Origin of the sequence: Arthrobacter sp. efr-133-TYG-120 (genome assembly GCF_030209785.1) — a bacterium.
Taxonomy (GTDB): Bacteria; Actinomycetota; Actinomycetes; order Actinomycetales; family Micrococcaceae; genus Arthrobacter.
Window position 1 is genome coordinate 1 of record NZ_JARVRI010000035.1, and the last position, 21,341, is coordinate 21,341.

Annotated in this window: 23 protein-coding genes; 6 read left to right on the plus strand and 17 right to left on the minus strand. The window is 64.2% G+C overall.

Going from position 1 to position 21,341, the window contains the following annotated elements:
- Both QRN51_RS18350 and QRN51_RS18355 read right to left on the minus strand, forming a co-directional pair.
- The coding region (locus QRN51_RS18350) for a PRC-barrel domain-containing protein (RefSeq protein ID WP_284991249.1) at positions 1-469 on the minus strand (469 nt) is incomplete at its 3' end.
- Between the two features lie 108 nt (positions 470-577).
- Positions 578-1,774, minus strand: a complete 1,197-nt coding sequence (locus QRN51_RS18355; protein WP_284991250.1) for an SLC13 family permease — start codon at positions 1,772-1,774, stop codon at positions 578-580.
- 82 nt (positions 1,775-1,856) lie between these two features.
- Between QRN51_RS18355 and QRN51_RS18360 the strand changes: the two genes are divergently transcribed.
- The gene (locus QRN51_RS18360; protein ID WP_284991251.1) at positions 1,857-2,342 is read left to right on the plus strand and encodes a DinB family protein; all 486 of its coding nucleotides are present in this window, start codon (positions 1,857-1,859) and stop codon (positions 2,340-2,342) included.
- Positions 2,343-2,425: 83 nt separating this feature from the next.
- Here QRN51_RS18360 and QRN51_RS18365 read toward each other — a convergent pair whose 3' ends face one another.
- The gene (locus QRN51_RS18365; RefSeq protein WP_284991252.1) at positions 2,426-3,367 is read right to left on the minus strand and encodes an aminodeoxychorismate lyase; all 942 of its coding nucleotides are present in this window, start codon (positions 3,365-3,367) and stop codon (positions 2,426-2,428) included.
- Positions 3,368-3,476: 109 nt separating this feature from the next.
- Here QRN51_RS18365 and cls point away from each other — a divergent pair, with 109 nt between their 5' ends.
- A complete protein-coding gene (gene cls / locus QRN51_RS18370) occupies positions 3,477-4,949 on the plus strand; it encodes a cardiolipin synthase (RefSeq protein ID WP_284991253.1) in 1,473 nt (490 codons plus the stop codon).
- 4 nt (positions 4,950-4,953) lie between these two features.
- On the opposite strand, the gene QRN51_RS18375 is transcribed toward cls, so the two are convergent.
- On the minus strand, positions 4,954-5,400 hold the full coding sequence (locus QRN51_RS18375; protein ID WP_284991254.1) for a MarR family winged helix-turn-helix transcriptional regulator: 447 nt from the start codon (positions 5,398-5,400) through the stop codon (positions 4,954-4,956).
- A 112-nt stretch (positions 5,401-5,512) separates the two neighbouring features.
- On the opposite strand from QRN51_RS18375, the gene QRN51_RS18380 reads away from it, so the two are divergent.
- Entirely contained in the window at positions 5,513-6,610 is a 1,098-nt protein-coding gene (locus tag QRN51_RS18380; RefSeq protein ID WP_284991255.1) for an FAD-dependent oxidoreductase, read from the plus strand.
- A gap of 21 nt (positions 6,611-6,631) precedes the next feature.
- Here QRN51_RS18380 and QRN51_RS18385 read toward each other — a convergent pair whose 3' ends face one another.
- Positions 6,632-7,345 carry a hypothetical protein gene (locus QRN51_RS18385; RefSeq protein ID WP_284991256.1) on the minus strand — a complete coding sequence of 238 codons (714 nt, stop codon included), beginning with the start codon at positions 7,343-7,345 and terminating at the stop codon, positions 6,632-6,634.
- Positions 7,346-7,416: 71 nt separating this feature from the next.
- Entirely contained in the window at positions 7,417-7,881 is a 465-nt protein-coding gene (locus QRN51_RS18390; protein ID WP_059389862.1) for a DUF8821 family protein, read from the minus strand.
- Between the two features lie 136 nt (positions 7,882-8,017).
- On the opposite strand from QRN51_RS18390, the gene QRN51_RS18395 reads away from it, so the two are divergent.
- Entirely contained in the window at positions 8,018-9,598 is a 1,581-nt protein-coding gene (locus tag QRN51_RS18395) for an NCS1 family nucleobase:cation symporter-1 (protein WP_284991257.1), read from the plus strand.
- Positions 9,599-9,601: 3 nt separating this feature from the next.
- Here the strand turns inward: QRN51_RS18395 and pabB are convergent, their stop codons facing one another.
- The 5 genes from pabB to uriH all read right to left on the minus strand — a co-directional run bounded on the left by pabB (position 9,602) and on the right by uriH (position 15,764).
- Positions 9,602-11,713, minus strand: a complete 2,112-nt coding sequence (pabB, locus tag QRN51_RS18400; RefSeq protein WP_284991258.1) for an aminodeoxychorismate synthase component I — start codon at positions 11,711-11,713, stop codon at positions 9,602-9,604.
- Entirely contained in the window at positions 11,710-12,270 is a 561-nt protein-coding gene (locus QRN51_RS18405; RefSeq protein WP_059389864.1) for a low molecular weight protein-tyrosine-phosphatase, read from the minus strand. Before QRN51_RS18405 ends, pabB begins: the two co-directional genes overlap by 4 nt.
- Positions 12,271-12,363: 93 nt before the next feature.
- Positions 12,364-13,308, minus strand: coding sequence for a ribokinase (locus QRN51_RS18410; RefSeq protein ID WP_284991260.1), 945 nt, complete (start codon positions 13,306-13,308; stop codon positions 12,364-12,366).
- Entirely contained in the window at positions 13,305-14,732 is a 1,428-nt protein-coding gene (gene uriT, locus QRN51_RS18415; protein ID WP_059389865.1) for a uridine transporter UriT, read from the minus strand. The genes QRN51_RS18410 and uriT overlap by 4 nt, the downstream gene beginning before the upstream one ends.
- Positions 14,733-15,764, minus strand: coding sequence for a uridine-preferring nucleoside hydrolase UriH (gene uriH, locus QRN51_RS18420; RefSeq protein ID WP_284991261.1), 1,032 nt, complete (start codon positions 15,762-15,764; stop codon positions 14,733-14,735).
- 223 nt (positions 15,765-15,987) lie between these two features.
- Between uriH and QRN51_RS18425 the strand changes: the two genes are divergently transcribed.
- Positions 15,988-16,998 (plus strand): LacI family DNA-binding transcriptional regulator, encoded by a 1,011-nt coding sequence (locus tag QRN51_RS18425; RefSeq protein ID WP_284991307.1) that lies wholly within the window; start codon positions 15,988-15,990, stop codon positions 16,996-16,998.
- A 164-nt stretch (positions 16,999-17,162) separates the two neighbouring features.
- Entirely contained in the window at positions 17,163-17,573 is a 411-nt protein-coding gene (locus QRN51_RS18430; protein ID WP_284991262.1) for a hypothetical protein, read from the plus strand.
- Positions 17,574-17,815: 242 nt separating this feature from the next.
- On the opposite strand, the gene QRN51_RS18435 is transcribed toward QRN51_RS18430, so the two are convergent.
- The 6 genes from QRN51_RS18435 to QRN51_RS18460 all read right to left on the minus strand — a co-directional run bounded on the left by QRN51_RS18435 (position 17,816) and on the right by QRN51_RS18460 (position 21,324).
- Entirely contained in the window at positions 17,816-18,439 is a 624-nt protein-coding gene (locus QRN51_RS18435) for a LysE family transporter (RefSeq protein ID WP_284991263.1), read from the minus strand.
- Positions 18,440-18,504: 65 nt separating this feature from the next.
- On the minus strand, positions 18,505-18,903 hold the full coding sequence (locus tag QRN51_RS18440; protein WP_059389868.1) for a type II toxin-antitoxin system VapC family toxin: 399 nt from the start codon (positions 18,901-18,903) through the stop codon (positions 18,505-18,507).
- The gene (locus QRN51_RS18445) at positions 18,864-19,115 is read right to left on the minus strand and encodes a type II toxin-antitoxin system Phd/YefM family antitoxin (protein ID WP_059389870.1); all 252 of its coding nucleotides are present in this window, start codon (positions 19,113-19,115) and stop codon (positions 18,864-18,866) included. Before QRN51_RS18445 ends, QRN51_RS18440 begins: the two co-directional genes overlap by 40 nt.
- Before the next feature lie 82 nt (positions 19,116-19,197).
- Positions 19,198-19,659 carry a hypothetical protein gene (locus QRN51_RS18450; protein WP_284991264.1) on the minus strand — a complete coding sequence of 154 codons (462 nt, stop codon included), beginning with the start codon at positions 19,657-19,659 and terminating at the stop codon, positions 19,198-19,200.
- Between the two features lie 48 nt (positions 19,660-19,707).
- Complete coding sequence (locus QRN51_RS18455; RefSeq protein ID WP_284991266.1) at positions 19,708-20,961, minus strand: RNA polymerase sigma factor; 1,254 nt, start codon at positions 20,959-20,961, stop codon at positions 19,708-19,710.
- A 3-nt stretch (positions 20,962-20,964) separates the two neighbouring features.
- Entirely contained in the window at positions 20,965-21,324 is a 360-nt protein-coding gene (locus QRN51_RS18460) for a YciI family protein (protein ID WP_284991268.1), read from the minus strand.
- Positions 21,325-21,341 lie beyond the last annotated feature (17 nt).

Consider the following 21,341-nt stretch of genomic DNA (forward strand, 5'->3'; position numbering starts at 1 on the left):
GTGGCGGGCCACCGTGCGGCGGATGCGGGCCACCGTGCGGGGCTGGGTGTGGCGGACCGCCGTCGGGCTCGGTCTCCCCAGCCGAGGCTTCGGGCACCGTCCCGGCTTCCTCGGGATCGGTTCCCGTGGCGGCATCGTTGGATTCCTCCGCCGCGAGCCCGTAATAGCTGTAGAGTTCCTGTTCCTGCGTCTCCGTGATCACGCCGCGGTCGCTCTCGATGCGCGGGCCGTTCTTCACTTTGTCCTTGGCAAAGGCCACCCTGATCACTGAATTCTCAATGCTGGCTCCGGAAAGCGGGGCGAAAGACTCGGACATGCCGAACAAGCCGGTCCGCACGGTGACAAACACAGGATCCCCGGAATCACCGCTCGTGAAGACCTGTTCAACTGAACCGATTTTCTCCCCGGCGGCGTCTACCACAATCCCTCCGTTGAGGACGATGTTGTCGATGTCCTGCAGGCTGAGCATGATGCAGATCCTTCTCGTATCGAGGTTCCGGCGGTACCGGCCAAGCTGTTCTACATTCTGTCCTGAATCTTCGCGCCCGGCGACAGGGTCCATCTCTGCCGAACGCACTCACTGGCCAGCGATTGCCAGCACCGCCACCGCTGCGAACACCGTCAGAGGCGCAACAATCAGGCCGAAGATCGCATAGCCCTTCCACGTAATCAGCACATTCATGCGCATGAGCCGATCGTGCCACAAAAGGGTGGCCAAGGAGGCCCACGGTGTGATGATCGGGCCCGCATTCACTCCGATCAGCAAGGCCGCCATCCGCACAGGCGACCCGGCCAGCGGTTCTGCCAGCAGGTACGCAGGCAAATTGTTGAGGACATTGGAACCGGCGGCGCCTGTCGCGGCAAGCCGAACCAGATCCATAAAGCCCTGGCCTTGTCCGGCCAGCTGACTCAGCAACACGGGAGCCCCCAGATGCCTGGCTGCTTCCATCACCAGAAAGAGGCCGGAAGCGAACAGCAACAAGGACCATGGAATCAGCGACGCCTTGAGAACCCGCGGGCGCCGTAACGCGAACACCACACCAAGAACCACTGCACCGGCCAGGGCCGGGATCCAGACCGGGACCCCGGACACCAGCGCGGGTAGCAGCAGCGCCAGCACCACGGCGCTGCACGCGAGCAGGACCCGGTCCGCCGCAGGCCTGGAATCAGCCCCGGCCAGCTGATCCGGCCTGATCCGTCCGACCGGGATCCGTGAATAGCGGTTGCGCAGATCCCGCCGGAAGACGACGGCGATGAACAGCAGGGGTACGACGACGGCGGCAAGCGAAGGGGCCCACATCAGGCCGGCAAACCCGCCCGGAGTAATACCGCCAAGGCTGTGCTGGGCCAGAAGGTTGGTCAGGTTGGAAATGGGCAGCAGCAGGCTTGCCGTGTTGGCCAGCCACACCGTCGTCAGCGCGAAGGGCAGGGCCGGCAGTCCAGCTTGCCGCGTCACGCTGACCACCACGGGGGTCAGCAGCACCGCCGTCGTGTCCAAAGAGAGGAAGACGGTACTCAGCGTCGCGAATGCCGCCAGTAACAGCCACAAAAGAATGCTGTATCCGCGGCCCCAATAGCGGAGCCGGCGGGCAGTCCAAAGGAACACTCCGGCCTCACTGCACAGCTCAGTAACAACCGTCATCGCGACGACAAACAGCAGAATCGGCGCCACCCGATCCACAAGTGCCACTAGATCGGTGAAAGGCAGGGCGCCGGTGGCGATCGCCACGGCTCCGGCCGCAAGGAGGACCGCTCCAATGATCGCCAGACGCATGAACGGAGTCTATTCCCCGGCTAAGCTCGGATCACATCGATACTGACTGAATCCCTGCTTGACGGAAAACAGAGGTGCAACCGTGACGCTTGCCGAAGACAACCTCAACCAGCCAATTCGCATCCAATTCGAGGCATTCATCGATGAGCACCGGCACGCGCTCAACGGCTGCTTGAACGGGTTGACGGAGGAACAGGTCCGGCGGTCATTGGTGCCGTCCCGGACCACCCTGCTGGGCCTCGTAAAACATGCGACCTTCGTGGAGAAGGTCTGGTTCGACGAAGCCATCACGTGCCGTTCGCGCGCGGAGATCGGCATCCCTGCGACGCCGGATGAATCTTTTATCCTCGACGACGGCGACACCATCGCTTCAATCCAGCAGGCACACCGCGAGGCATGCGAAGCATCGCGCCGGGCGTCATCGTCCTTGGGGCTCGACGACATGCTCAACGGCAACCGACGCGGCCCGCTCCCGCTGCGCTGGGTGTACCTCCACATGCTGCGCGAGCTTGCGCAACACTGCGGGCACGCGGACATCCTGCGGGAACAAATCACCGCACCCAAGTGACTCGCAATAGATGTCGTTTAGGGCGCTCTAAACGACGTCTGGTGCTAGTTAGACAGGGCAGGGGAGGCAGTTGGCGCGAAAACCTACTCGATCCCCGCGAACAGCTCGTTCAGCTCGGCCGTCAGCTGTTTGCGCATTGCCGGCGTGCCAATCTCCCTGCCATCCACGTGGTTGACGGGCGCGATGAGCCGGATGCTCGAGATCAGCCACACCGCGTCCGCGTCGAACAGGTCTTCCGGGACCAGCGGGCCGTAGCCGAGCTCCCAGCCCGCTGCCTTCGCTTTGGCGAAAAGCGCATCTTGGGACGTGCCGGGCAGGATGCCGCTGTCCAGCTGCGGAGTGATGAGGCGCTTGACCGTGCGCGCCGAGCCGGCGCCGTCGTCGACCGTTTCGACGTGGGCCAGCAACACCGTGGAGGTCGGGCCCTCCAGGACGCGGCCGTCCGTTGACGTGAAGATTGCGTCGTCCGCACCTTGCTTGTGCGCGTAGCGCAGCGCGGCCATGTTCACCGCGTAGGAGAGCGTCTTGGCGCCGAGCAGCAGCCAGGGGGCGCGGTCGCCCGCCTCCGTGTCAAAGCCACGGTCAAGGAGTACGACGTCGATGCCCGTCTCGCGCTGCCGGCGACTGCCCGCGGGGGACGGCGAAGCCTGGATCCAGCACGTGGGAGTCGAGGCGCCTTCCACCCCGCGCGTCACCAGCAGCTTGACCACTACCTCGTCTTCGGCCGGGCTCGGCGCGGGGAAGGCGTCCCGGAATTCGGTGATCGCGGTGTCGATCGCCCGGCGCCAGACGTCCTGTTCGGGAATGTTGAGGTCCAGTGCGCGGGCTGAGCTCTCTAGCCTGTTCAGGTGCGCTTGCACCTTGCGCGCACGGCCCTCGACGGCGAGCAGCGACTCGAAGACGCCGTCGCCCCGGGTGGCGCCCAGGTCGGTTGCCATGAGCTGTGGCTGGCTGGAATCGGCGACGCGGCCGTTTTCGAACGCTGGATCCAGGAAAACGAGGACCGTCGAGGCAGGTAAAGTCATGCTTCCAGCTTAGTGCTGGCCCACAGGACGAACAGTCGCGAGCGGTGCGCCAGATAGGCTGGGCTGACTGTTGGTTCTTTGACTAACTATTCGATCGTGGGGGTGTGGGGTGCTGTTTCCTTTTCAGTTCGGGGTTGAGTGGACCTGGCTCCTCAGCGCGTGGGCCGTCGTCGAGATTATCCTGAGGGTGGTGCTGCTGGGCGTCATCCCCGGTAACCGCCGCCCCACCACGGCCATGGCGTGGCTCCTGGCCGTCTTCCTCGTTCCCTCCGTCGGCTTCGTCCTGTTCCTGTTGTTCGGCAATTTCCGCTTGTCCCGCCGTCGTCGTGAACAGCAGGAGGAAGTCAACGATCGGGTGCGTGCAGGCACGTCGGCGCTCGCCGACGTCGTCAGCACGTACTCGGGACCCGAATGGGTGACGTCGGCCGGTGAACTGAACCGGCGGCTGGGATCCTTGCCGATGGTGGACGGCAACTCCGTGGAGCTCTTCCCCGGCTACGAAGAGTCCATCAAAGCCATGGCGGAAGCGGTCAAGGGGGCCAAGAAGTTCGTCAACGCGGAGTTCTACATCATGAGCAGCGACTCAGTCACGGACGAACTGCTCACCGAGTTGGAACAGGCAGCCGCGCGCGGCGTCAACGTCCGCCTTCTGTTCGACCACATCGGCACGCTGCGGATTCCCGGCTACCGAAAGCTGGTCCGCAGGCTCAAGCGCGGCCAGATCCAGTGGCGCCGCATGTTGCCGTTGTTGCCAATCCACGGCCAGTGGCGCCGTCCGGATTTGCGGAACCACCGGAAAATCCTGGTGATCGACGGCGAAATTGCCTTCACGGGTTCCCAGAACCTGATTGAGCCCTCCTACAACAACCCCAAGCACCGACGCGCCGGGCGCAAATGGGTGGAGCTTATGGCGCGGATGGAGGGGCCGATCGTTGCGACCCTCAACGTCGTCTTCGCCACCGACTGGCTGAGCGAAACCGACGAATCCCTCGAACATCAACTGCAAGTCGCGGTCCAGGCAACACCCGGCAGGATGACCGCACAGGTGGTTCCGAGCGGCCCGGGGTTCGTCACGGAAAACAACCTCCGCCTGTTCAATACGCTGATCTACTCGGCCCAGCACCGCATCTCGATCTGCAGCCCGTACTTCGTGCCCGACGATTCCCTGCTGTACGCCATCACGACGGCGGCCCAGCGTGGCGTCGACGTGGAACTTTTCGTCTCCGAGAAGGGCGACCAGTTCCTGGTCCACCATGCGCAGCGGTCCTACTACGAGGCGCTGCTGGAAGCCGGGGTACGGATCTACCTGTACCGCGCGCCGTACGTCCTGCACGCCAAGCACTTCACCATTGACGAAGAAGTGGCCGTCCTCGGTTCCAGCAACATGGACATGCGTTCCTTCTCGCTCAACATGGAGGTGTCCGTGATGCTCCTGGGCGCCGAAGCCGTGGACAGTATGCGCTCCGTGGAGTCGAGCTACAGGGAAATGTGCCGCGAGCTGACCCTGGAGGGCTGGTTGCACCGGCCGATGCTTGCCAAATACGTGGACAATGTAGCGCGGCTTACGGCGACCCTACAGTAGGGACTCAGTCCTCGCAGGCCTCGTCCGCAGGTTCGCCGTGGATCCTCGACAGCAATCCATGGAGTTGCTGGAGCTCATCAGCGGAGAATCCCGCAAAGGCCTCCTGCTCGACGTCGGCCACCGCAACTTCAATGGACGCCACCGCGCGTTTGCCTTCCGCGGTGATTTCTACGATATGACGACGGCGGTCCGCGGGGTCCCGGCGTCGTTCCGCCAGCCCTTGGCGCTCAAGGTCGTTCAGGACCGCTACTAGTCCGCTCGCGTCGATGGAGAGAGCATCGATCAGGCCCTGCTGACTGAGCGGGCCGGACTCGTCAAGCCGGCACAGCAGCACGGCATGCCTCGGGCTGAGCCCGGAGGAGTCCAGCGCTTGGCGGAGGCGCGTATTCATGATGCGCCCGTGACGCGCAAGGAGGAACCCCAGTTGCTTTCCCGCTGCCGAAGAACTCATCAGGAAAATCTTATCACTGAGGAAATTATTGATAACCAACAATCGTTGTCATTCATAAACGATCTGGGCGGCACAAGCCGCGCAGCGTGAGCTTTCTACCGAGGGAGTTGCCATGAATGACCAGGCTCAGCACCCCACTGTGGTGGTTATCGGCGGAGGCTACGGCGGGATTTCCGTAGCCAAGGCGTTGGACGAACACGCGACGGTTACCTTGGTGGAGCCCAAGGACGCTTTCGTACACAACATCGCGGCCCTCCGATCTGTGGTCCAAACCGATTTCCTGCCGCGGATGTTCCTTCCCTATGACCGCCTGTTGGCGCATGGAGAGGTACTCCGGGACCGCGCTGTCCGGGTGGACGGGCACACGGTCGAGCTGGCATCGGGTGCCAGCCTGGCGCCGGACTACCTTGTCCTCGCCAGCGGTTCCAGCTACCCCTTCCCGGCCAAAAGCGATCGAATGGTCACCAGCGACGCCATCGCCCGCTACCAAGCCGCACATGACGACCTCAAACGTGCCGACAGGGTGATGCTGCTGGGCGCCGGGGCGGTAGGCCTTGAGTTCGCAGGCGAGATCGCGGCGGCATGGCCGGAGAAGGACATCGTGATGGTAGATGTGGCGGCGGACATCCTTCCCGGGCCCTACGATCCACGGCTGCGGATTGAGGTCAACCGGCAGTTGGATGAACTCGGCGTACGCCGGATTCTGGGAAGCCCGTTGGTGCAGTTGCCTCCTGTTCCTGCGGGTGAATTTGCCACCTTTACCGTCAACACCGCGGACGGTACCGCCATCCAGGCGGACATTTGGTTCCGCTGCTATGGAATAGCCCCGCAGACGGACTATGTGGCGGGAGGCCTCATTGCCGCGCGGAACGCCGAGGGATACCTTGACGTCACCCCCGAACTCCGCGTTGCGGGCTTCGAGAACGTCTACGCTTTGGGCGACATTTCGGCGATCGACGTGAACAAGGCGGGCGTCGCGGGTCGCGAGGCCGCAGTGGTTGCCAAGAACATCCAAGCCCAGATCGAAGGCTCCACGGATCTGGCCGCTTACACGCCGTCGAAGCCCGTCATCATCCTTCCGTTGGGACCGTCCGGCGGCTCGGGACAACTGCCCGACGGCGAGATCGCCAGCCCGGAGCTGATTTCCCAGATCAAGGGCCAACACATGATGATCGACCGCTATGTCGAAATGTTGAACCTCGGCGCTTGAGCTGTCCGATTCCGCTGACTGCTAGCCGAGGACGGCGTTGACGAGTTTGACCAGTTCCGCCGCGGAGTCCGCGGTGACAGTGGCCCCCGTCTTGATCGCTGTGGCTCCGAGATTGCCTTTCACGCCGGTCACGGTCAGTGTGGTCACCTTCTGGCCCGACGGCAGGACCTGGGTGCTCAACGCTCCCGTTGACTGGTCCCCGCTGGTCTTCTGCGGCAACGGCTGGGTCTGGGTAGTGACCTTCTGCCCTCCCACCTCGATCGTGAAGGTGGAACACTGCGCCAGGGCATCAGCGGATTTCTTCGTCTGGCCGGCCAGGACGGCGGGGTCCTTCACCGCCAGGGCGGTGATCACTGTGACGGACTTATCCGCCGCCGAAATGCTCTCTCCTGCCGCATACGTCGCACCGTCCGGGACTTGCGCGTTGGTGTTCGCCAACGCTGCGCACGCCGGGGGTGTGATGACGGCGGACGCGAGCATCTGCTTCGCCGCGATGATGCCTTGATCGAGCTGCGCGGCAGGCACCACGGTCAAGGGCTTGCCCTGGTCATCCTTCAACTGCGCGACGATGGACGCAAGTTCCTCGTTGGTGTACGCCTTCGGTGTAGGAGTTGGTGTAGGCGTCGGTGTCGAGGAAGAAGCGGCGGCGTTGCCCGGATTTGCGGGACCTCCGCAGCCGGTCAACGCCAGTACGCCAGCAAAGAGAATCCCGAGCGGTGCGAGCATTTTTTTCATGTGTAGACCCCAATTTTTGTGGCGGCACGGCCTTCCCGGTGGTAGCGCCGGCTTCGCGCACATGTGGTGGTTCAGTACTCGCCCTTGATCACGAAGTAGGAGCCGCGGATGACGCCTGCCAGCTTCGACTTCTGGCGAGCGAATTTGAAGCGTGACGCCAGTTCTTCCGGAATCTCCATGCCGTCCGAGAGCTTGAATCCGACAGCCCGCTTCCCGTCGGCCTCGATGCCGTACATAACGTTGACCGACAACCCGGACTCGTAGAAGACGTAGGCCATCCGCAAACCGTCGACGTCGAAGGCGGTTGCTTCCAGCGGGCGGGAGCTGATGACGATGTCACGCTCCTCCTTCAGGATGCGGCTCACGCGCTCGACGACTTCCGGAACCTCGCCGGCGGGGCTCACTGTGAAGACGTGGCCGTACTTGTTCCGGTAGTAGCGGCCCTCGTTGGCGCGCAACCCGGCAAGCGCCTCGGCAACGGGAGACGATTCCAGTCCGACGGTAGAGACATTCTCGAAGTCAACGATGTACGGCATGCACCCTCCTGGTAAGACGTAGTGGGACCAATGCTAGCGCTTGGCGTGCGGGCACTCCCAAGGGGGCTTTCCTTCGCGCCGCAATGGGGCGATTCTGGAATTCCAAGCATGTTTGGAAGCGTTCTTCGGAGGCGTTATGGCGCGGAAAAACGAGTCACCGGCTGTGCAGGCACCGCCCGAGCCGGGAGACGAATACCCTGAGAAAGTCCGGATCCTCGCCGAAGGCCGACTGGTCAGCGACAGGCTGTGGAACGCGGACCTCGCACCGGCCCGGCAACGCAACTGGAGGGTCCGCAGCCTCTTCGCCCTGTGGATGTGCGACGTCCACAGCATCGCCGGTTACACTTTCGCGGCCGGCCTCTTCATCACGGGACTGGTGGGCTGGCAAGTCTTCCTGGCCCTGGTCCTCGGCATTACCCTGGTCTATTTCCTCATGAACTTTGCCGGGACGGCCGGGCAGAAAACGGGCGTACCGTATCCGGTCCTGGCGCGGATGTCCTTCGGCCTCTTCGGCGCCAACCTGGCTGCCCTGATCCGGGCACTCATCGCCATCGCCTGGTACGGCATCCAGACCTGGCTCGCTTCGGAAGCCGTGCTGGTACTGCTGTTTTCCGTGTGGCCCCAGTTGACGTCGCTCGACGGTCCGGACGTGCCCCGCATCCTTGGCCTGACGCCACTTGGTTGGGCGGCTTTCCTGGTCCTCTGGGCGGTCCAGCTGCTGGTCATCCGGCGCGGCATGGAGACGGTCCGGAAGTTCCAGGATTGGGCGGGCCCTGCAATCTGGGTGGCCATGTTCGCGCTCGCGATCTACATCCTGACGCAAGCGGGCAACAAGTTCAGCCTCTCGATCCCCGGCGTCGCGCCCTTGGACGGCCCGGCAGCCCTGACCCAGTTCTTCTCTGCCATCGCCCTCACAGTCACCTACTTTGCCGCGCTTCTCCTGAACTTTTGCGATTTCTCCCGGTTCGCACCAGACCGGAAGACCATCCTGCGCGGCAACTTCTGGGGCCTGCCCGTGAACTTCATCGCGTTCGCCCTGGTCACAGTGGTGGTCACGGCCGGTGCGGCGTCCTACTTCTCCGCAGACCAGTACCGCGGGCAGGACATGTTCAAGGTCATCACCGATCCCGTGGCGATCGTCCAGGCGATCAAGAATCCGTGGATCACCATCATCGCCGCCGTGACGTTCGTGGTGGCCACGATCGGCATCAATGTGGTGGCCAACTTCGTTTCGGCCTCCTACGACCTCGCCAACGTGGCCCCGCACCGGATCGACTTCCGCCGCGGCGGCCTCATCAGCGCGGTGCTCGCAATCGTGATCCTGCCCTGGAACCTCTTCAGCAGTCCCGTAGTGATCGTGTACTTCCTGGGCGGCCTCGGCGCGCTTCTCGGTCCGCTGTTCGGGGTCATCTTCACGGATTTCTTCCGCATCCGGCACCAGCGGTGCAAGGTCTCGGACCTGTACCACGAGGACGAGAAAGGCCTCTATTTCTACACCAAGGGCTGGAACCTCAAGGCCATTGCGGCGCTGGTCCCTGCCGCCGTCGTCGCAGGTGTTTTGGCCCTGGTCCCGGCCCTGCAGACATTCCTGCCGGGAGGCTCGGGCCTGGGCCCGTATTCATGGTTCGTGGGGGCCATCCTGGCCAGCCTGATTTACTACACGATCACCCGCAACGATCCCCGGACGGTCCGCGCCCGTACGGAGGAACACGACTGACGCTCAGATAGTGGGAAACTCCGCGCCCAGGGCGGAGAGCACGCCGAACGCCTTGGTCCGGATTTCCTCGTATTCGTCCTGGGGCGTCGAGTCCGCCGTGATGGCGCCCCCGACGCCGAGACTGAGCGTGCGTCCGCCGTTGCCGTCGGGACCCATCACCAGGGTCCGGATCACGACGGCGAGATCGGTCGCCGCATTGAGCGAAAAGTACCCGATCGCGCCGGAGTAGACCCCGCGCGGTCCGGACTCCAAGCCGTCAAGGATGTCCATGGTGCTGATCTTCGGGGCGCCCGTCATGGAGCCGGCAGGGAACGCGGCCGCCACGGCCTCGGCCCGCGGTGCTCCAGGCCGCAGCCGGGCGTCGATGGTGCTCACCATCTGGTGCACCGTCGCGTAGCTTTCCACCGCGCACAACCGGCTGACGGTCACCGACCCCGGCACGGCGAAGTGGCTGAGGTCGTTGCGGAGCAAGTCCACGATCATGATGTTCTCGGCACGGTCCTTGAGCGAGGATTCAAGGCCACGGCGCAGCGCCTCGTCGATGACCGGATCGTTGGCCCGCGCCCTGGTGCCCTTGATGGGCTCGGCCCGCATGCCGCCGTCGGAAGTAATCCGCAGGAAGCGTTCCGGCGAGGTACTCGCAACCGTCAGGTCACCGAACCGCAAGTAGCTCGCGAACGGCGCCGGGTTGCGCTTGCGCAGCGCGAGGTAGCTCTCCCACGGGTCCAGCCCGGGATCCGGGGCGGTCACCGTGGTGGTCAGGCAGACTTCGTACGTGTTGCCCTCGGCAATCTGGTGCTGGGCCTCGGTGATTTTGCTTTTGTACTCGTCCTCGGTGTCGCGGCTGGAGAACTCAAGCGCCACTGTGCGACCCCCGACGGCGGGATCCCCGGCCGAGTGCCTCGGCGCACTTTCGGGTGCCGACGCCGCGGACAGCACGGCCTCGCGGGCAAGCCCAAGCCATTCGTCGGCGTCGGGAGCATCGATGGCGAGCAGCCAGACGGCAGCGTCACGGTGGTCGATCACCACAGCCCGTCCGGCAAAGAGCAGCGCCGCATCCGGAGTGCCGGCTTGGACATCACTGCCACCGGTCTCCCGCTTCAGTTCGTAGCCGAGGTACCCCAGCCAACCGAGCGTGAATTCGCAGTCATAGCCTTCCGGTGCCCGCAAAGCCTTGCGGCCCCACACGGTGTCCAGCCAGCGGAAGAAGGGACCTGCGGTCACCGCGGTGGCGCATCCGGCGCTGAGGCGGGTGGTTCCGGAGCTGTGCATCACAGACTGACCGAAGGAGCCGCCGTCGTCCGCGAGGATACTGAAGCGGCTCCGCTCCGCCGCGGCGTTGGGGGACCCGGCGTTGGGGGACCCGGCGTTGGGGGACCCGGCGTCGTCGACTGTGCCCCTGTTGGAGGCCGCATTGGAGGAATCGAGCCAGACGGCGTTGGCGGACCGGGCGTAGAGCGCTTGGAACAGGGCTGCGGCGTCCGGCGTGGCATCGATCCGTTCGGCCTTGAGCTGCAATCCGCGGCGTGCCGAGAGCTCGGGAGCCAGCACGGGGGAGAGCGCAGGGAGGTAGTTCAGCGCCTGCAGGGCATCGTCCGGGGCATTGCCGTCTGCCCGATTCAGTACCCTGACGTCAATGTGGTCGAGGACCTGGTCGGTCTCCAGCCATTCGTCCTCCTGCGCTGCCCAGCTGTCCCAGAACGGTTCGTAGCTGCTGCCGTCCCGGGCCATGGCACGGTGCCGGCGGTCGTCGTCGGGAGCGTCCACCCAGACCACGGCGTCCAGCATGGGCCGGGCGGCACTCGCGGCTGCTCCGACGCCCTCGACGATGACGATTTCGGCAGGCAGGGTGACGTGGCTGCGGCCGTCGTAATGTTTCTCCCAGTCCCAACTGACCCACTCGGCGGCGTCGCCGCGGCGCAGCGGTGCCAAGACCGTGGTGACGTACCGCTCGATACCCGCGGCGAGGCCGTTCCAGCCCGGATAGATATCTTCGAGATGGAACAGCGACACCTTGTGATGCATGCGGAGGCGGGCGGCTAGTTCGACGGCGAGAGTGGTCTTTCCCGCGCCGGACCGGCCATCGATGGCGATGATCACGGGTGCTGGGGTCATGAAATAGAGCGTACCTGCTGCGGGTCGTGGTGCTGTCCGTGCTGCCTGGCGGCGAGGGCGTCCCGGGTGTGCGCGACGATCCCGGGGACGGCCGCGCGGATGAGGTCCCAGGTCACGTCGAAATCGTGGTGGCCCCCATACCAAGGATCCTCGATGCCCAGGTCCAGGGTGCTCCGGCCGGCAACGGCTGGGTCGAAACTGCGCAGCATCCGGATCTTGGCGAGGGTTTCCGAATCCGGCGCGGCCTCGTGCAGCCAGCCATAGTGATCCACGTCGAGCGCCAAAATCAGGTCCCGCTCCCGGAACCACTCCTGGCGCCAACTCCTGGCAATGTGGCCTTCGGAGCGGATGCGGTGGGCCGAAAGGACGCGGGCTGCGCGTGGATCGATGGGATGTCCGGCCTCATAGGATGTAGTCCCCGCGGAGTCCACAACAACCGCTCCACCAAGCCCTCCGGCGTCGAACGCTTCAGTCAACATCAGTTGCGCCATGGGTGAGCGGCAGATGTTTCCCGTGCAGACGGTGATGATGCGGTATGGGCTCGACGCTGAGTACATGGAGCAAGCATGGGGGATGCCACCCCGTCTTGGCTAGTCAAAAGGAGGGTGAGATTACAGGATTTGTAAAGTCGCTGGTGGAGGCGTAATGAGTCACGAAATCCGCAAGTGCTCCAGGACTTCCTCGGCGCCGGGGTAGGCGGCCTGGGTGCCCTTCTTGGTAGTGGCGAGCGCTGCGGCAACCGATGCGAACGCCGCGGCTTCCGCCAAGGTAACACCTGCGGCGAGGCGGGCAGCCACGGCGCCGGTGAAGGCGTCCCCCGCACCGGTCGTATCCACGGCACTGACCTTGGTGGGTGCGATGCGGGAGATCTGTTCCCCGGACGCGGCGAGTGAATCCAACACCACGGAGCCATGCGAGCCAAGGGTAACGAGCACCCGCTCCAGCCCCCGCTCCGCGAACTGGCTCCGGACCGGCTCCCAGGCGCTTGCGTGTGCGCCGGGATGGGGCATCTCGGCGTCGCCCAGGAACATCGAGGCTTCGTGGGCGTTGACCAGCAGGACATCGCTCAAGGCGGCCAGGCTCTGCGGGATCTCGGCGAACGGCGAGAGGTTCAACAGGACTGTTGCGCCGGCGTCGTGCGCTGTTTTGGCGGCAGCCTCCACGGTCTCAAGGCTGACCTCCAGGCAGAGGCAGAGCACCGCGGCGTCGTCGAAGGCGTCCGCCGGCACGTCCGCCGGGGCGAGCGTTCCGTTGGCGCCGGCCGAAATGATGATGTTGTTCTCACCGTTCGTGTCCACCGCGATGACCGCGACGCCGGTGGCCACATCCGCGGAACGGCGGACGCGGGAAACGTCCACGCCGGCCCCTTCCGTGGAGGTGAGCAGCATGTCGCCGTTGGAGTCGTTTCCAACAGCGCCGATCAGGGTCACCGTGCCGCCCAGCTTGCTCGCCGCGACGGCCTGGTTGGCGCTCTTGCCGCCGGGATTGACCGCGAAGCCGTTGCCGTGGACGGTTTCGCCCGGGAGCGGGAGCCGCTCGCAATAGATGGTCAGGTCCGCGTTCAACGACCCGACGACCACGATCCTGCGGTTCACTTTTCAACCTCGGCTTCGAGCGGCTTGGGGATGAGCAGCGACGCCGCGAAGGCGGCAACCGTGATGGCCAGGCCGACGACGACGACCGTCAAGTACGAGGCCTTGGCGTCGCCGAGCGCCGAGGTGGCCACAAGGACGGCCGGCAACACGAGGAAGCTCAGGCCGGCGCCGAGGTTGAAGGCTCCGGCGTTCATGCCGGGCAGGAAGCCGGGGTTGCCGGCGGGGGAGAGGACAACTCCGAGTCCGTTGAGCATGATGTTGACCGTACCGGCGTACATGATGCCGAGCAAGGCCGTTCCCACGATCATGAGGGGCAGGCTGCTGAGTCCGAGGAACGCGATGATGGCAAGGGCCACGATGCTTCCCAGCATGCCGATGCGCAGGACTTTGGTGTAGCCGAGCACGGGAGCGAGCCGGCCGCTGATGGGTCCGAACACCCAGCCGAGGAGGGCGTACGGCGTGAGGATCATGAGCGACATCTCGGTGGGTCCAACCCCGAATCCCGGGGCCGCAGCCTGGACGTAGGCAGGGACGATGCCGTTGATGACTGCGAAGATACCGGTCATGGCGAGCGTGGTGGTCAGCAGTGGTGCCCAGGTGGAACGCTGGCGAAGGTGGATCGTTTCCACCATGGGCTTCTTGGAGCGCTTCTCGACTGTCCAGAAGGCGGCGAACGCGGCTGCGGCGACCACGATCAGCCCGATGGCCAGCATGAGCGTTCCGGAAGAGAAAGCGCCGACCAGCTTGGATCCCTCGTTCAGTGCTGTCAGGAGTGCGCCCACAGCGATGACAATGAAGAACACGCCAAGCCAGTCCATTCCGGTACCGGCGGCGGGCTTGCTTTCCCCTGCAAGGATGGCGATCAAGGCCGTGGCCACGATTGCAAGGCCAACCATGAGCCAGAAGATGCTCCGGAATCCGAAGTGCTCGGCGAAGTAGCCGCCCACGAAGGAGTCGACGCCGGCGACGCCGCCATTGACCGCTGTGATGAGGCCCATGAGGGCTCCGTACTTGCGCGGGTTGTTGACCGCGGAGCGCAGCATGATGAGGCACAGCGGCACGGTGGGACCGCTGACGCCCTGGATGATGCGGCCCACGAAGAGCCAGGTAACGTCGGGCGCCATGGCCGCGATGACCGAGCCGACGGCCATGAGCAGCATCATGCCGAGGAGGATCTTCTTACGGCCGACGATGTCGCTCAGGCGCGGCAGGAAGAGCGAGAACAGGGCCGCGGCCGTGAAGAACCAGGTTTGGGAGAGGCCGATGACCGCCTGGTCCGTGTGGAGCTCGTTGCCCATGGTGACCAGGGCCGGACTGAGCATCGATGCGTTGAGCTGGAACGCCACGCAGGCCGCCAGCAGGGCAACCATGAGGGCGGTGACGTTGCCGCGGTTGGTCTTGGTTTCGTTGATGAGGGTGGTCATTTACTTGGCCTCTCCTGCGATCCCGGCGGCGGCGGGCGTGGCGGCGGTGGTGGCGGCAGCGCCGGTTGTGGGATCGCCGATGCGGACGATCGCGTCGGTGACGAGGTTCCAGAACTTCTCGTGGTCGAGGTCGACCGCGACGGAGGTGTTGCAGTCGGCCGGTGCGGGGGCGCGGAAATCGGCCACGGTCATGCCAAGGGTGAGCTTGCCCTGCAGTTCGATGTCAACGGGTACCTTGCGGGTGGTCATCACGGTGGGGTCGATGACGTAGGCCACGGCGCAGGGATCGTGCACCGGGGGATAGTCAAAGCCCTGGGCGTCCTTGTAGGTCTTGGTGAAGAACTCCATCAGTTCCATGACGAACTTGGCGGGCTGGGTGCCCACAGCGGCGATCTTCTCGACCACTTCCGGGGTGGCCAGGGCCTGGTGCGTGAGGTCCAAACCGACCATCACTACGGGCCATTTTTCGTTGAAGACGATGTGCGCGGCCTCGGGGTCGATGATGATGTTGAATTCCGCCACGGCGCTCCAGTTTCCTACGTGGTAGCCGCCGCCCATGAGGACGACTTCCTTGACGCGTTCAACGATGCGCGGCTCCTTGCGGGCGGCCATGGCGATGTTGGTGAGTCCCGCCGTGGGGACCAGGGTAACGGTGCCCGGCTCGTGCGCCATGATCGTCTCGATGATGAGGTCGACGGCGTGGCGCGGGTCCAGCTCGATGGTGGACTCGGGCTGTTCCGGGCCGTCCATACCGGTTTCGCCGTGGATGTCCGGTGCGGTTTCGATGGAGCGGACCAGCGGACGGTCGCAGCCGGCGGCAAAGGGAACACCCGTGATGCCTGCGATGGTGCCCACGGACAGGGCGTTGCGGGTGACCTTCTCGAGGGTCTGGTTGCCGACCACCGTGGTGACGGCGAGCAGTTCGATGTCCGGGTTGCCATGGGCCAGCAGCAGGGCAACGGCGTCGTCATGCCCGGGATCGCAATCCAGGATGATCTTCTTGCGTTCACGGGTCATGGTGTTGGGATCCATGTTCATCTCCACGTCATTGGGGCCTGCCGAGGCAGGGCGCTAAAGCATTCAGAGGAATTCTGGCACTGGCTTGCCGGTCACGTCAAACGCTTAACGCTGATTGCGTCAAGCGCTTGATGCCTTGCGGCGTGGGAAGGGGCCGATTCCCGGCTACGATCGTTGTATGGAATCCGCGGAACCAGTGCATCGGGCCTTAGGCCGTACGCAGCGCGTCACCGCGGCGATGGTGGCCTCCCTGGCAGGGGTCTCGACTGCCACCGTCTCCCTGGTTGCCAACGGCAAAACGCAGGGCAGGGTCTCCGAGGACAACATTTCGCGGGTCCGCCAGGCCATCGCCGAGCTAGGCTACGTGGTGGATGGCATCGGCAGTTCGTTGGCCAAGGGCGTGAGCTCGATTGTGATCCTTGTGGCGCCGGACATTTCCAACCCCTTTTTCGCCAAGGTCATTGCCGGCGTCCGGGAATCGCTCGGCTCCGAGTACCAGCTGCTGCTTTCAGTGACCGACGCCGGTGAATTCCCCCGTGCGGAGGACGTCCGGAAGCTCCTGGCCCTTCGCCCTGCCGGGCTGCTGGTGGATGCGCCCAACGCGGCCTTCCTGGAAGACCTTTCCGTCGCCGGGCCGCTAGTCCTTCTCGATGCGCCCGGCCTTGAGGCCTACGCTCCATCCGTGAACCTCGATGTTGCCCACGGCGCCCGTGAATTGGCCGCGCATCTTGCGGCCTCCGGGCACAAGCGCGTTGCCTACGTGGACAGCGTGACCGGCACCGCGACGTTCGAAGTGCGCCGGGCGGCGTTCTTGGATGAGGCACATTCCTGCGGCATTTCCGTTGCCGACGCGCACATCATCAGCACCACCATCGACGTCGGCGCTGCCGCGGCTGCCTTCGCTGCCGCCTGGCCGGACTGGCAGCGAGCCGGGGTCACCGCCGTCGTCTGCGGAACGGACACCCACGCGTACGGCGTGCTTCAGGAAGCCCGCGTGGCCGGGGTCCGGATTCCGGAGGAACTGGCGGTTGCCGGCTTCGACGACCTGCCGTATTCGGCCACGAGCAACCCGAGCCTGACCAGTGTGCACTTGCCGGCCACTCCACTGGGACTCAAGGCCGGCGAACAACTCCGGGGGTTGATGGAAGGCCGTGAACTGGACCAGCCGCAACTGACCCTCGAGAGCTCGCTGGTGGTGCGCGGCTCCACGAGGGCGTCAGCCCTGGGCGTCTTCGGCACGGCTCTCTGAAGAGACTTGGCAGGGGGATTCGTTCGGAAAGCCCGACGGCGGAGCTCCCCTTGTGCATCCGCGTGCGCCCTTTCGTCGAGGTCAATGAGCGATGCGCCGCATCCCACCTCACAGCGGCGGAACTCCTTGACCTGCCGCGACGTCGCCAGAAGGAGCCAGCGCAAATGTTCCATGTGATCCGCCCCGAGGGTGCTGCCCACCTCAACCGGCCGCACGTCGTCGTGCACCGCATGAAGCTCTATGAGGACGAGGTCACTACGGTTGATGGCGTCCCCGTCACCACTGTGGAGCGTACCTGGTTGGACATGGCCGAGATACTGACCGTGGACGAATTGGTGGTCATGGGGGACAGCTGTGTGCGGATACCGCGGGTTGAATTCGAAGGGCGGGACACGCCGCTGTGCACTCTTGGGGATCTTCAGCGAGTGATCGATCGCCATAAGGGAAAGAGAGGGCTGCGCAAAGCAAAATTAGCCATCCAACTGATCCGGATAGGCTCGGATTCGCCGCAGGAGTCATTGCTCCGCCTGGCGAGCACAAGTGGTGCGGGACATCAGCCGTTCGGAACGGTATGAGGCGCTCGGTTGGACGGAGGTCCGGATCTCAAAGCGCCACATGGTGAACGATGCGAAAGCTGCGATAGCCAAGGTCCGAGGCGCGCTGGTCCAGGCCGGCTGGCGGCCTGCCCGATCTTAAAATCGATTGCTCCGCAACTGTCGTTCTGAAGGTTCAATACGACAGTTTGGGCCCACGCCGGCGAGGGCCCCGGCCTGAGCTTGCGAAGGCTGGGAGCCGGTGGGGAGCAATCGATTAGTTTCTAGTGGATGGCGGCGAGCAGCACGCCCACGGACATGAAAAGCACTCCGAACGTGCGGTTGAGGACTCTTTGGCCGTGCTCGTTGTGCGTGAACCGTTGGAATGAACGGGCCGCCAAGGCGAAGAAGAACCACATGACGCAGATGTCGATGAAAACGATCGTGGTGCTGAGGATTAGATACTGCGGTATCAGCGGCTGCTCGGGGCGGATGAATTGGGGCATGAAGGCCAGGAAGAAGACGATCGCCTTGGGGTTGAGCAGGTTGACCCAAACGCCTCGCTGGAACATGGACCAGGCCGGCTCGTTCCGCCGGGCCTCTACTTTTTCCTTGTCCAGGTCCGGCCGGTGCAGGAATTGTCGGATGCCCATGTACACCAGGTATGCCGCCCCCGTGTAGCGGATCACGTTGAAGACCACGGGTGAGCTCGAGACCAGAACACCTACCCCGAGCGCAACGATCAGGATGTGCATGATTAGTGCCGTCTGTTGGCCCAGCACTCCCCAGATGGAGCGGCGGAATCCGGAGTTGAGCGAATTGCTCATGGTGGAGATGGCGCCCGCGCCGGGAGTGAAACTGATCAGGGTGCCGGCGCCTACCAGGGCCAGCCAAAGCGAAATTTGCACCAATCCAGCTTATGCCCGAAGGAAGCCGGGCCCGGACGAGCTGATGAGCCTACACGGACGAGCGGTTACCAGAGCGTCTCCACCAACGGGAAGCTATGGAATTCCTGATCGGCCGTGATAACCACCATCGATTCCACGATGGCTTGCGCAGCGATCAGCCTGTCGAACGGGTCTCGATGCTCCCAATCGAGGTGCGCGGCCGCTAGCGCATGGACACTCCGAATGGACAGCTCCTCGTTGCACAGCTCGGCGACATGCCGCGCATAACCCAGAAGCAGTCCGTCCAAGCCGGGGAGCTTACCCAGCTTGTGCTTGTAGCCGATCTCGTAAGCGCTGGCGGATGATGCCACGAGGCGGTTGTCGAATGACTGGATTGCGCGTCTCGCCTTGGATGAGAGCTTCCTGGGTTCCGTCAGGGCCCAAATCAGGGCATGCGTATCGAGGAGATAAGGGGTGCTTCCCACAGCGTAAGTTCCTCCTCATCCATGGGCTCTAGGAAATTGTCGGGAAGTTGTCCCTTGACGAATCCAAGGCGGCGCTTGGTGGGCCGCTCAATCTTCACGAGCCGTGCGACGGGCTTGCCGGCCTTGGCGATAACCACTTCCTCGCCCCGTTCAACCATGTTGAGGAGCTCAGAAAGGCGGGTCTTTGCCTCCTGAACGTTGTACTGTGCCATGTTGACCAAGTTTAGTTGGTCAACCCATCCGACGTAAGGCTCAGTGGCACGGTGGATGCTTCTGGGCCACAGCCGACGGCGCTCAGGCACACTTGCCAAACTTCGAATGCACCCAGTGAAGCATCGTTTCCGGGAGATCGTCGCCAAGTACATATTGGTCGAAGTAGGAGTGCGGGCCGTTGGACATGTACCCGTTTTCGTCGAGCCCAAAATGGCCGATCATGTGAAGCCCTTGCCGTGCCGCTGCCTCTGACAAGTGCTTCGCCTCCGCGAGGATTGGCTGTTCATTGAAGTAGTCGTCCTCGGCCCAAATTCCGGCGTGCGCGATCGCAAAATACGTCGAGCCCTCGATATCCAGGTCTTCCAGGATGGCGTCCCGGAATGGATTCAAGCTGCCTTCAAAGGACTCCGTGACAACCCGGATGCTTTCCAGCTGCATCTCGGCGTCGAGGCCAATCACGACGAGTCTTGGGTAGAGTTTTTCATCGTGGACTATGAGCGGACGGGCAAGAATCTGGAGGTCAAAGCCTGCTTGAATGATCATGTGTTGAGGCTATTCGCGGCCGCGGCCCACAAACAGAGACCACTTTGCCTATGTGGACAACTGCCCCAGTTTGGCCGCCTTCACCAGGAGATACTGCCGCTCCTGCAGGCTCCCCGTCTTCTTCGCCGCGGCAAGAAAGCACTCCCGGGCGCCCGCAAGCTCGCCGGCCATTTCGAGCAGGTGCCCGCGAACGGCGTCGAGCCTGTGCCAGTCTCCCAGCCCGGCCCCAAGCCCATCCAACAGTTGAAGGGCCGCCCGCGGCCCTTCAACCATGGCCACGGCAACTGCCCGGTTGAGCGCCACAACCGGACTCGGGGCCATGGCTTCGAGGACCGTATACAACGCCAGGATCTGTGGCCAGTCGGTCTGGTCCGCGGAGGATGCCTCGGCATGGACTGCGGCGATGGCGGCCTGCAGCTGGTAGGGGCCCGGACGGCCGACCCCGAGCACTGTTGACAAGAGTTCAAGGCCCTCGGCGATCTGGGTCGTGTCCCACAGCCGGCGATCCTGTTCCGCGAGCGGCACCAACATCCCGTCCGGGAGGGACCTCGCCCGTCGTCGTGCGTCGGTGAGCACCATGAGGGCCAGCAACCCGCCCACTTCGAGCTCGCTCGGAAGCAGCCCCCGAAGGAGCCGTGCAAGGCGGATGGCCTCGGCAGTGAGGTCTTCGCGCTGCATGGACGGGCCTGAACTGGCCGCGTAGCCCTCGTTGAAGATCAGGTACAGGACCTGGAGTACGACGCCGAGCCGCGCCTGTCGCTCGCCCGTTTCCGGGAGCTCGAAATGGGCTCCGGCCTTCTTGATGCTCTGCTTGGCCCGGCTGATCCTCTGGCCCATAGTGGCCTCCGGGACGAAGAACGCGCTGGCGATTTCCGCCGTCGTGAGCCCTCCGACTGCCCGCAAGGTCAGTGCCAGTTGCGAGGGTGCCGAGAGGGCGGGGTGGCAGCACAGGAACAGGAGGGTGAGGGTGTCTTCCGCAAACCCTTCCGAGTCACTGCTCGAGGAGGGGTCCTCGCCGGGCGGCGGTTCCATGGCCGCCGCGCGTTGTTCTCGAGCCTGCCGGGCACTTTCGCTGCGCCAGTAATCCACCAAACGCCGCGTGGCGACCGTGAGCAGCCACGATCTCGGGTTGTCCGGGACACCGGAGGCGGGCCATCGCAATGCTGCCTCGAGCAGGGCTTCCTGGACGGCATCCTCGCACTCGGCAAATTGGCCGTGCCTGCGGACGAGCACGCCAAGGACCTGCGGCGCCAGCGTGCGCAGCAGGTCCTCGAACGTGGATTCCCGGGAAGGTTCGGCCAAGCGCTAGACCTCCGGCGGCGCGTCCTGGACGCGGCGCAACTCCACAACCGGCGCGTACTTCACGATGCTGGAGCAGATTTCCACGGCCCGTTCCTCGCTGGCGACATCCACTACCCAGTAGCCGATGAGGGATTCCTTGGCCTCGGCGAAGGGCCCATCGGTGGTGATGACCCCGGTGTCCGTCTGCTTGACCAGCTTGGCGGTGCCGGGGTCGGCCAGTCCGGCGTTGAATACCATCTCGCCGGAATCGGTGAGATCTTTGTCGATCTGGATCATGAACCCGATCATTTCCCTGATCCATTCGGGATCCGCGGTCTCCATCATGCCTTCGGCCGAACCAAACATCATGATCATGTATTTCATCTCGAACTCCTTATCAG

Excerpts from the sequence above, each read along its gene's own strand:
- QRN51_RS18460 (WP_284991268.1), bottom strand. The coding sequence starts at position 21,324 with ATGAAATACATGATCATGATGTTTGGTTCGGCCGAAGGCATGATGGAG.
- QRN51_RS18390 (WP_059389862.1), bottom strand. The coding sequence starts at position 7,881 with ATGCCGTACATCGTTGACTTCGAGAATGTCTCTACCGTCGGACTGGAA.
- QRN51_RS18405 (WP_059389864.1), bottom strand. The coding sequence starts at position 12,270 with ATGTACTCAGCGTCGAGCCCATACCGCATCATCACCGTCTGCACGGGA.
- QRN51_RS18375 (WP_284991254.1), bottom strand. The coding sequence starts at position 5,400 with ATGAGTTCTTCGGCAGCGGGAAAGCAACTGGGGTTCCTCCTTGCGCGT.
- QRN51_RS18355 (WP_284991250.1), bottom strand. The coding sequence starts at position 1,774 with ATGCGTCTGGCGATCATTGGAGCGGTCCTCCTTGCGGCCGGAGCCGTG.
- QRN51_RS18385 (WP_284991256.1), bottom strand. The coding sequence starts at position 7,345 with ATGAAAAAAATGCTCGCACCGCTCGGGATTCTCTTTGCTGGCGTACTG.
- uriH (WP_284991261.1), bottom strand. The coding sequence starts at position 15,764 with ATGGATCCCAACACCATGACCCGTGAACGCAAGAAGATCATCCTGGAT.
- QRN51_RS18425 (WP_284991307.1), top strand. The coding sequence starts at position 15,988 with ATGGTGGCCTCCCTGGCAGGGGTCTCGACTGCCACCGTCTCCCTGGTT.
- QRN51_RS18365 (WP_284991252.1), bottom strand. The coding sequence starts at position 3,367 with ATGACTTTACCTGCCTCGACGGTCCTCGTTTTCCTGGATCCAGCGTTC.
- QRN51_RS18450 (WP_284991264.1), bottom strand. The coding sequence starts at position 19,659 with ATGATCATTCAAGCAGGCTTTGACCTCCAGATTCTTGCCCGTCCGCTC.
- QRN51_RS18430 (WP_284991262.1), top strand. The coding sequence starts at position 17,163 with ATGTTCCATGTGATCCGCCCCGAGGGTGCTGCCCACCTCAACCGGCCG.
- QRN51_RS18395 (WP_284991257.1), top strand. The coding sequence starts at position 8,018 with ATGGCGCGGAAAAACGAGTCACCGGCTGTGCAGGCACCGCCCGAGCCG.
- QRN51_RS18445 (WP_059389870.1), bottom strand. The coding sequence starts at position 19,115 with ATGGCACAGTACAACGTTCAGGAGGCAAAGACCCGCCTTTCTGAGCTC.
- QRN51_RS18380 (WP_284991255.1), top strand. The coding sequence starts at position 5,513 with ATGAATGACCAGGCTCAGCACCCCACTGTGGTGGTTATCGGCGGAGGC.
- pabB (WP_284991258.1), bottom strand. The coding sequence starts at position 11,713 with ATGACCCCAGCACCCGTGATCATCGCCATCGATGGCCGGTCCGGCGCG.
- uriT (WP_059389865.1), bottom strand. The coding sequence starts at position 14,732 with ATGACCACCCTCATCAACGAAACCAAGACCAACCGCGGCAACGTCACC.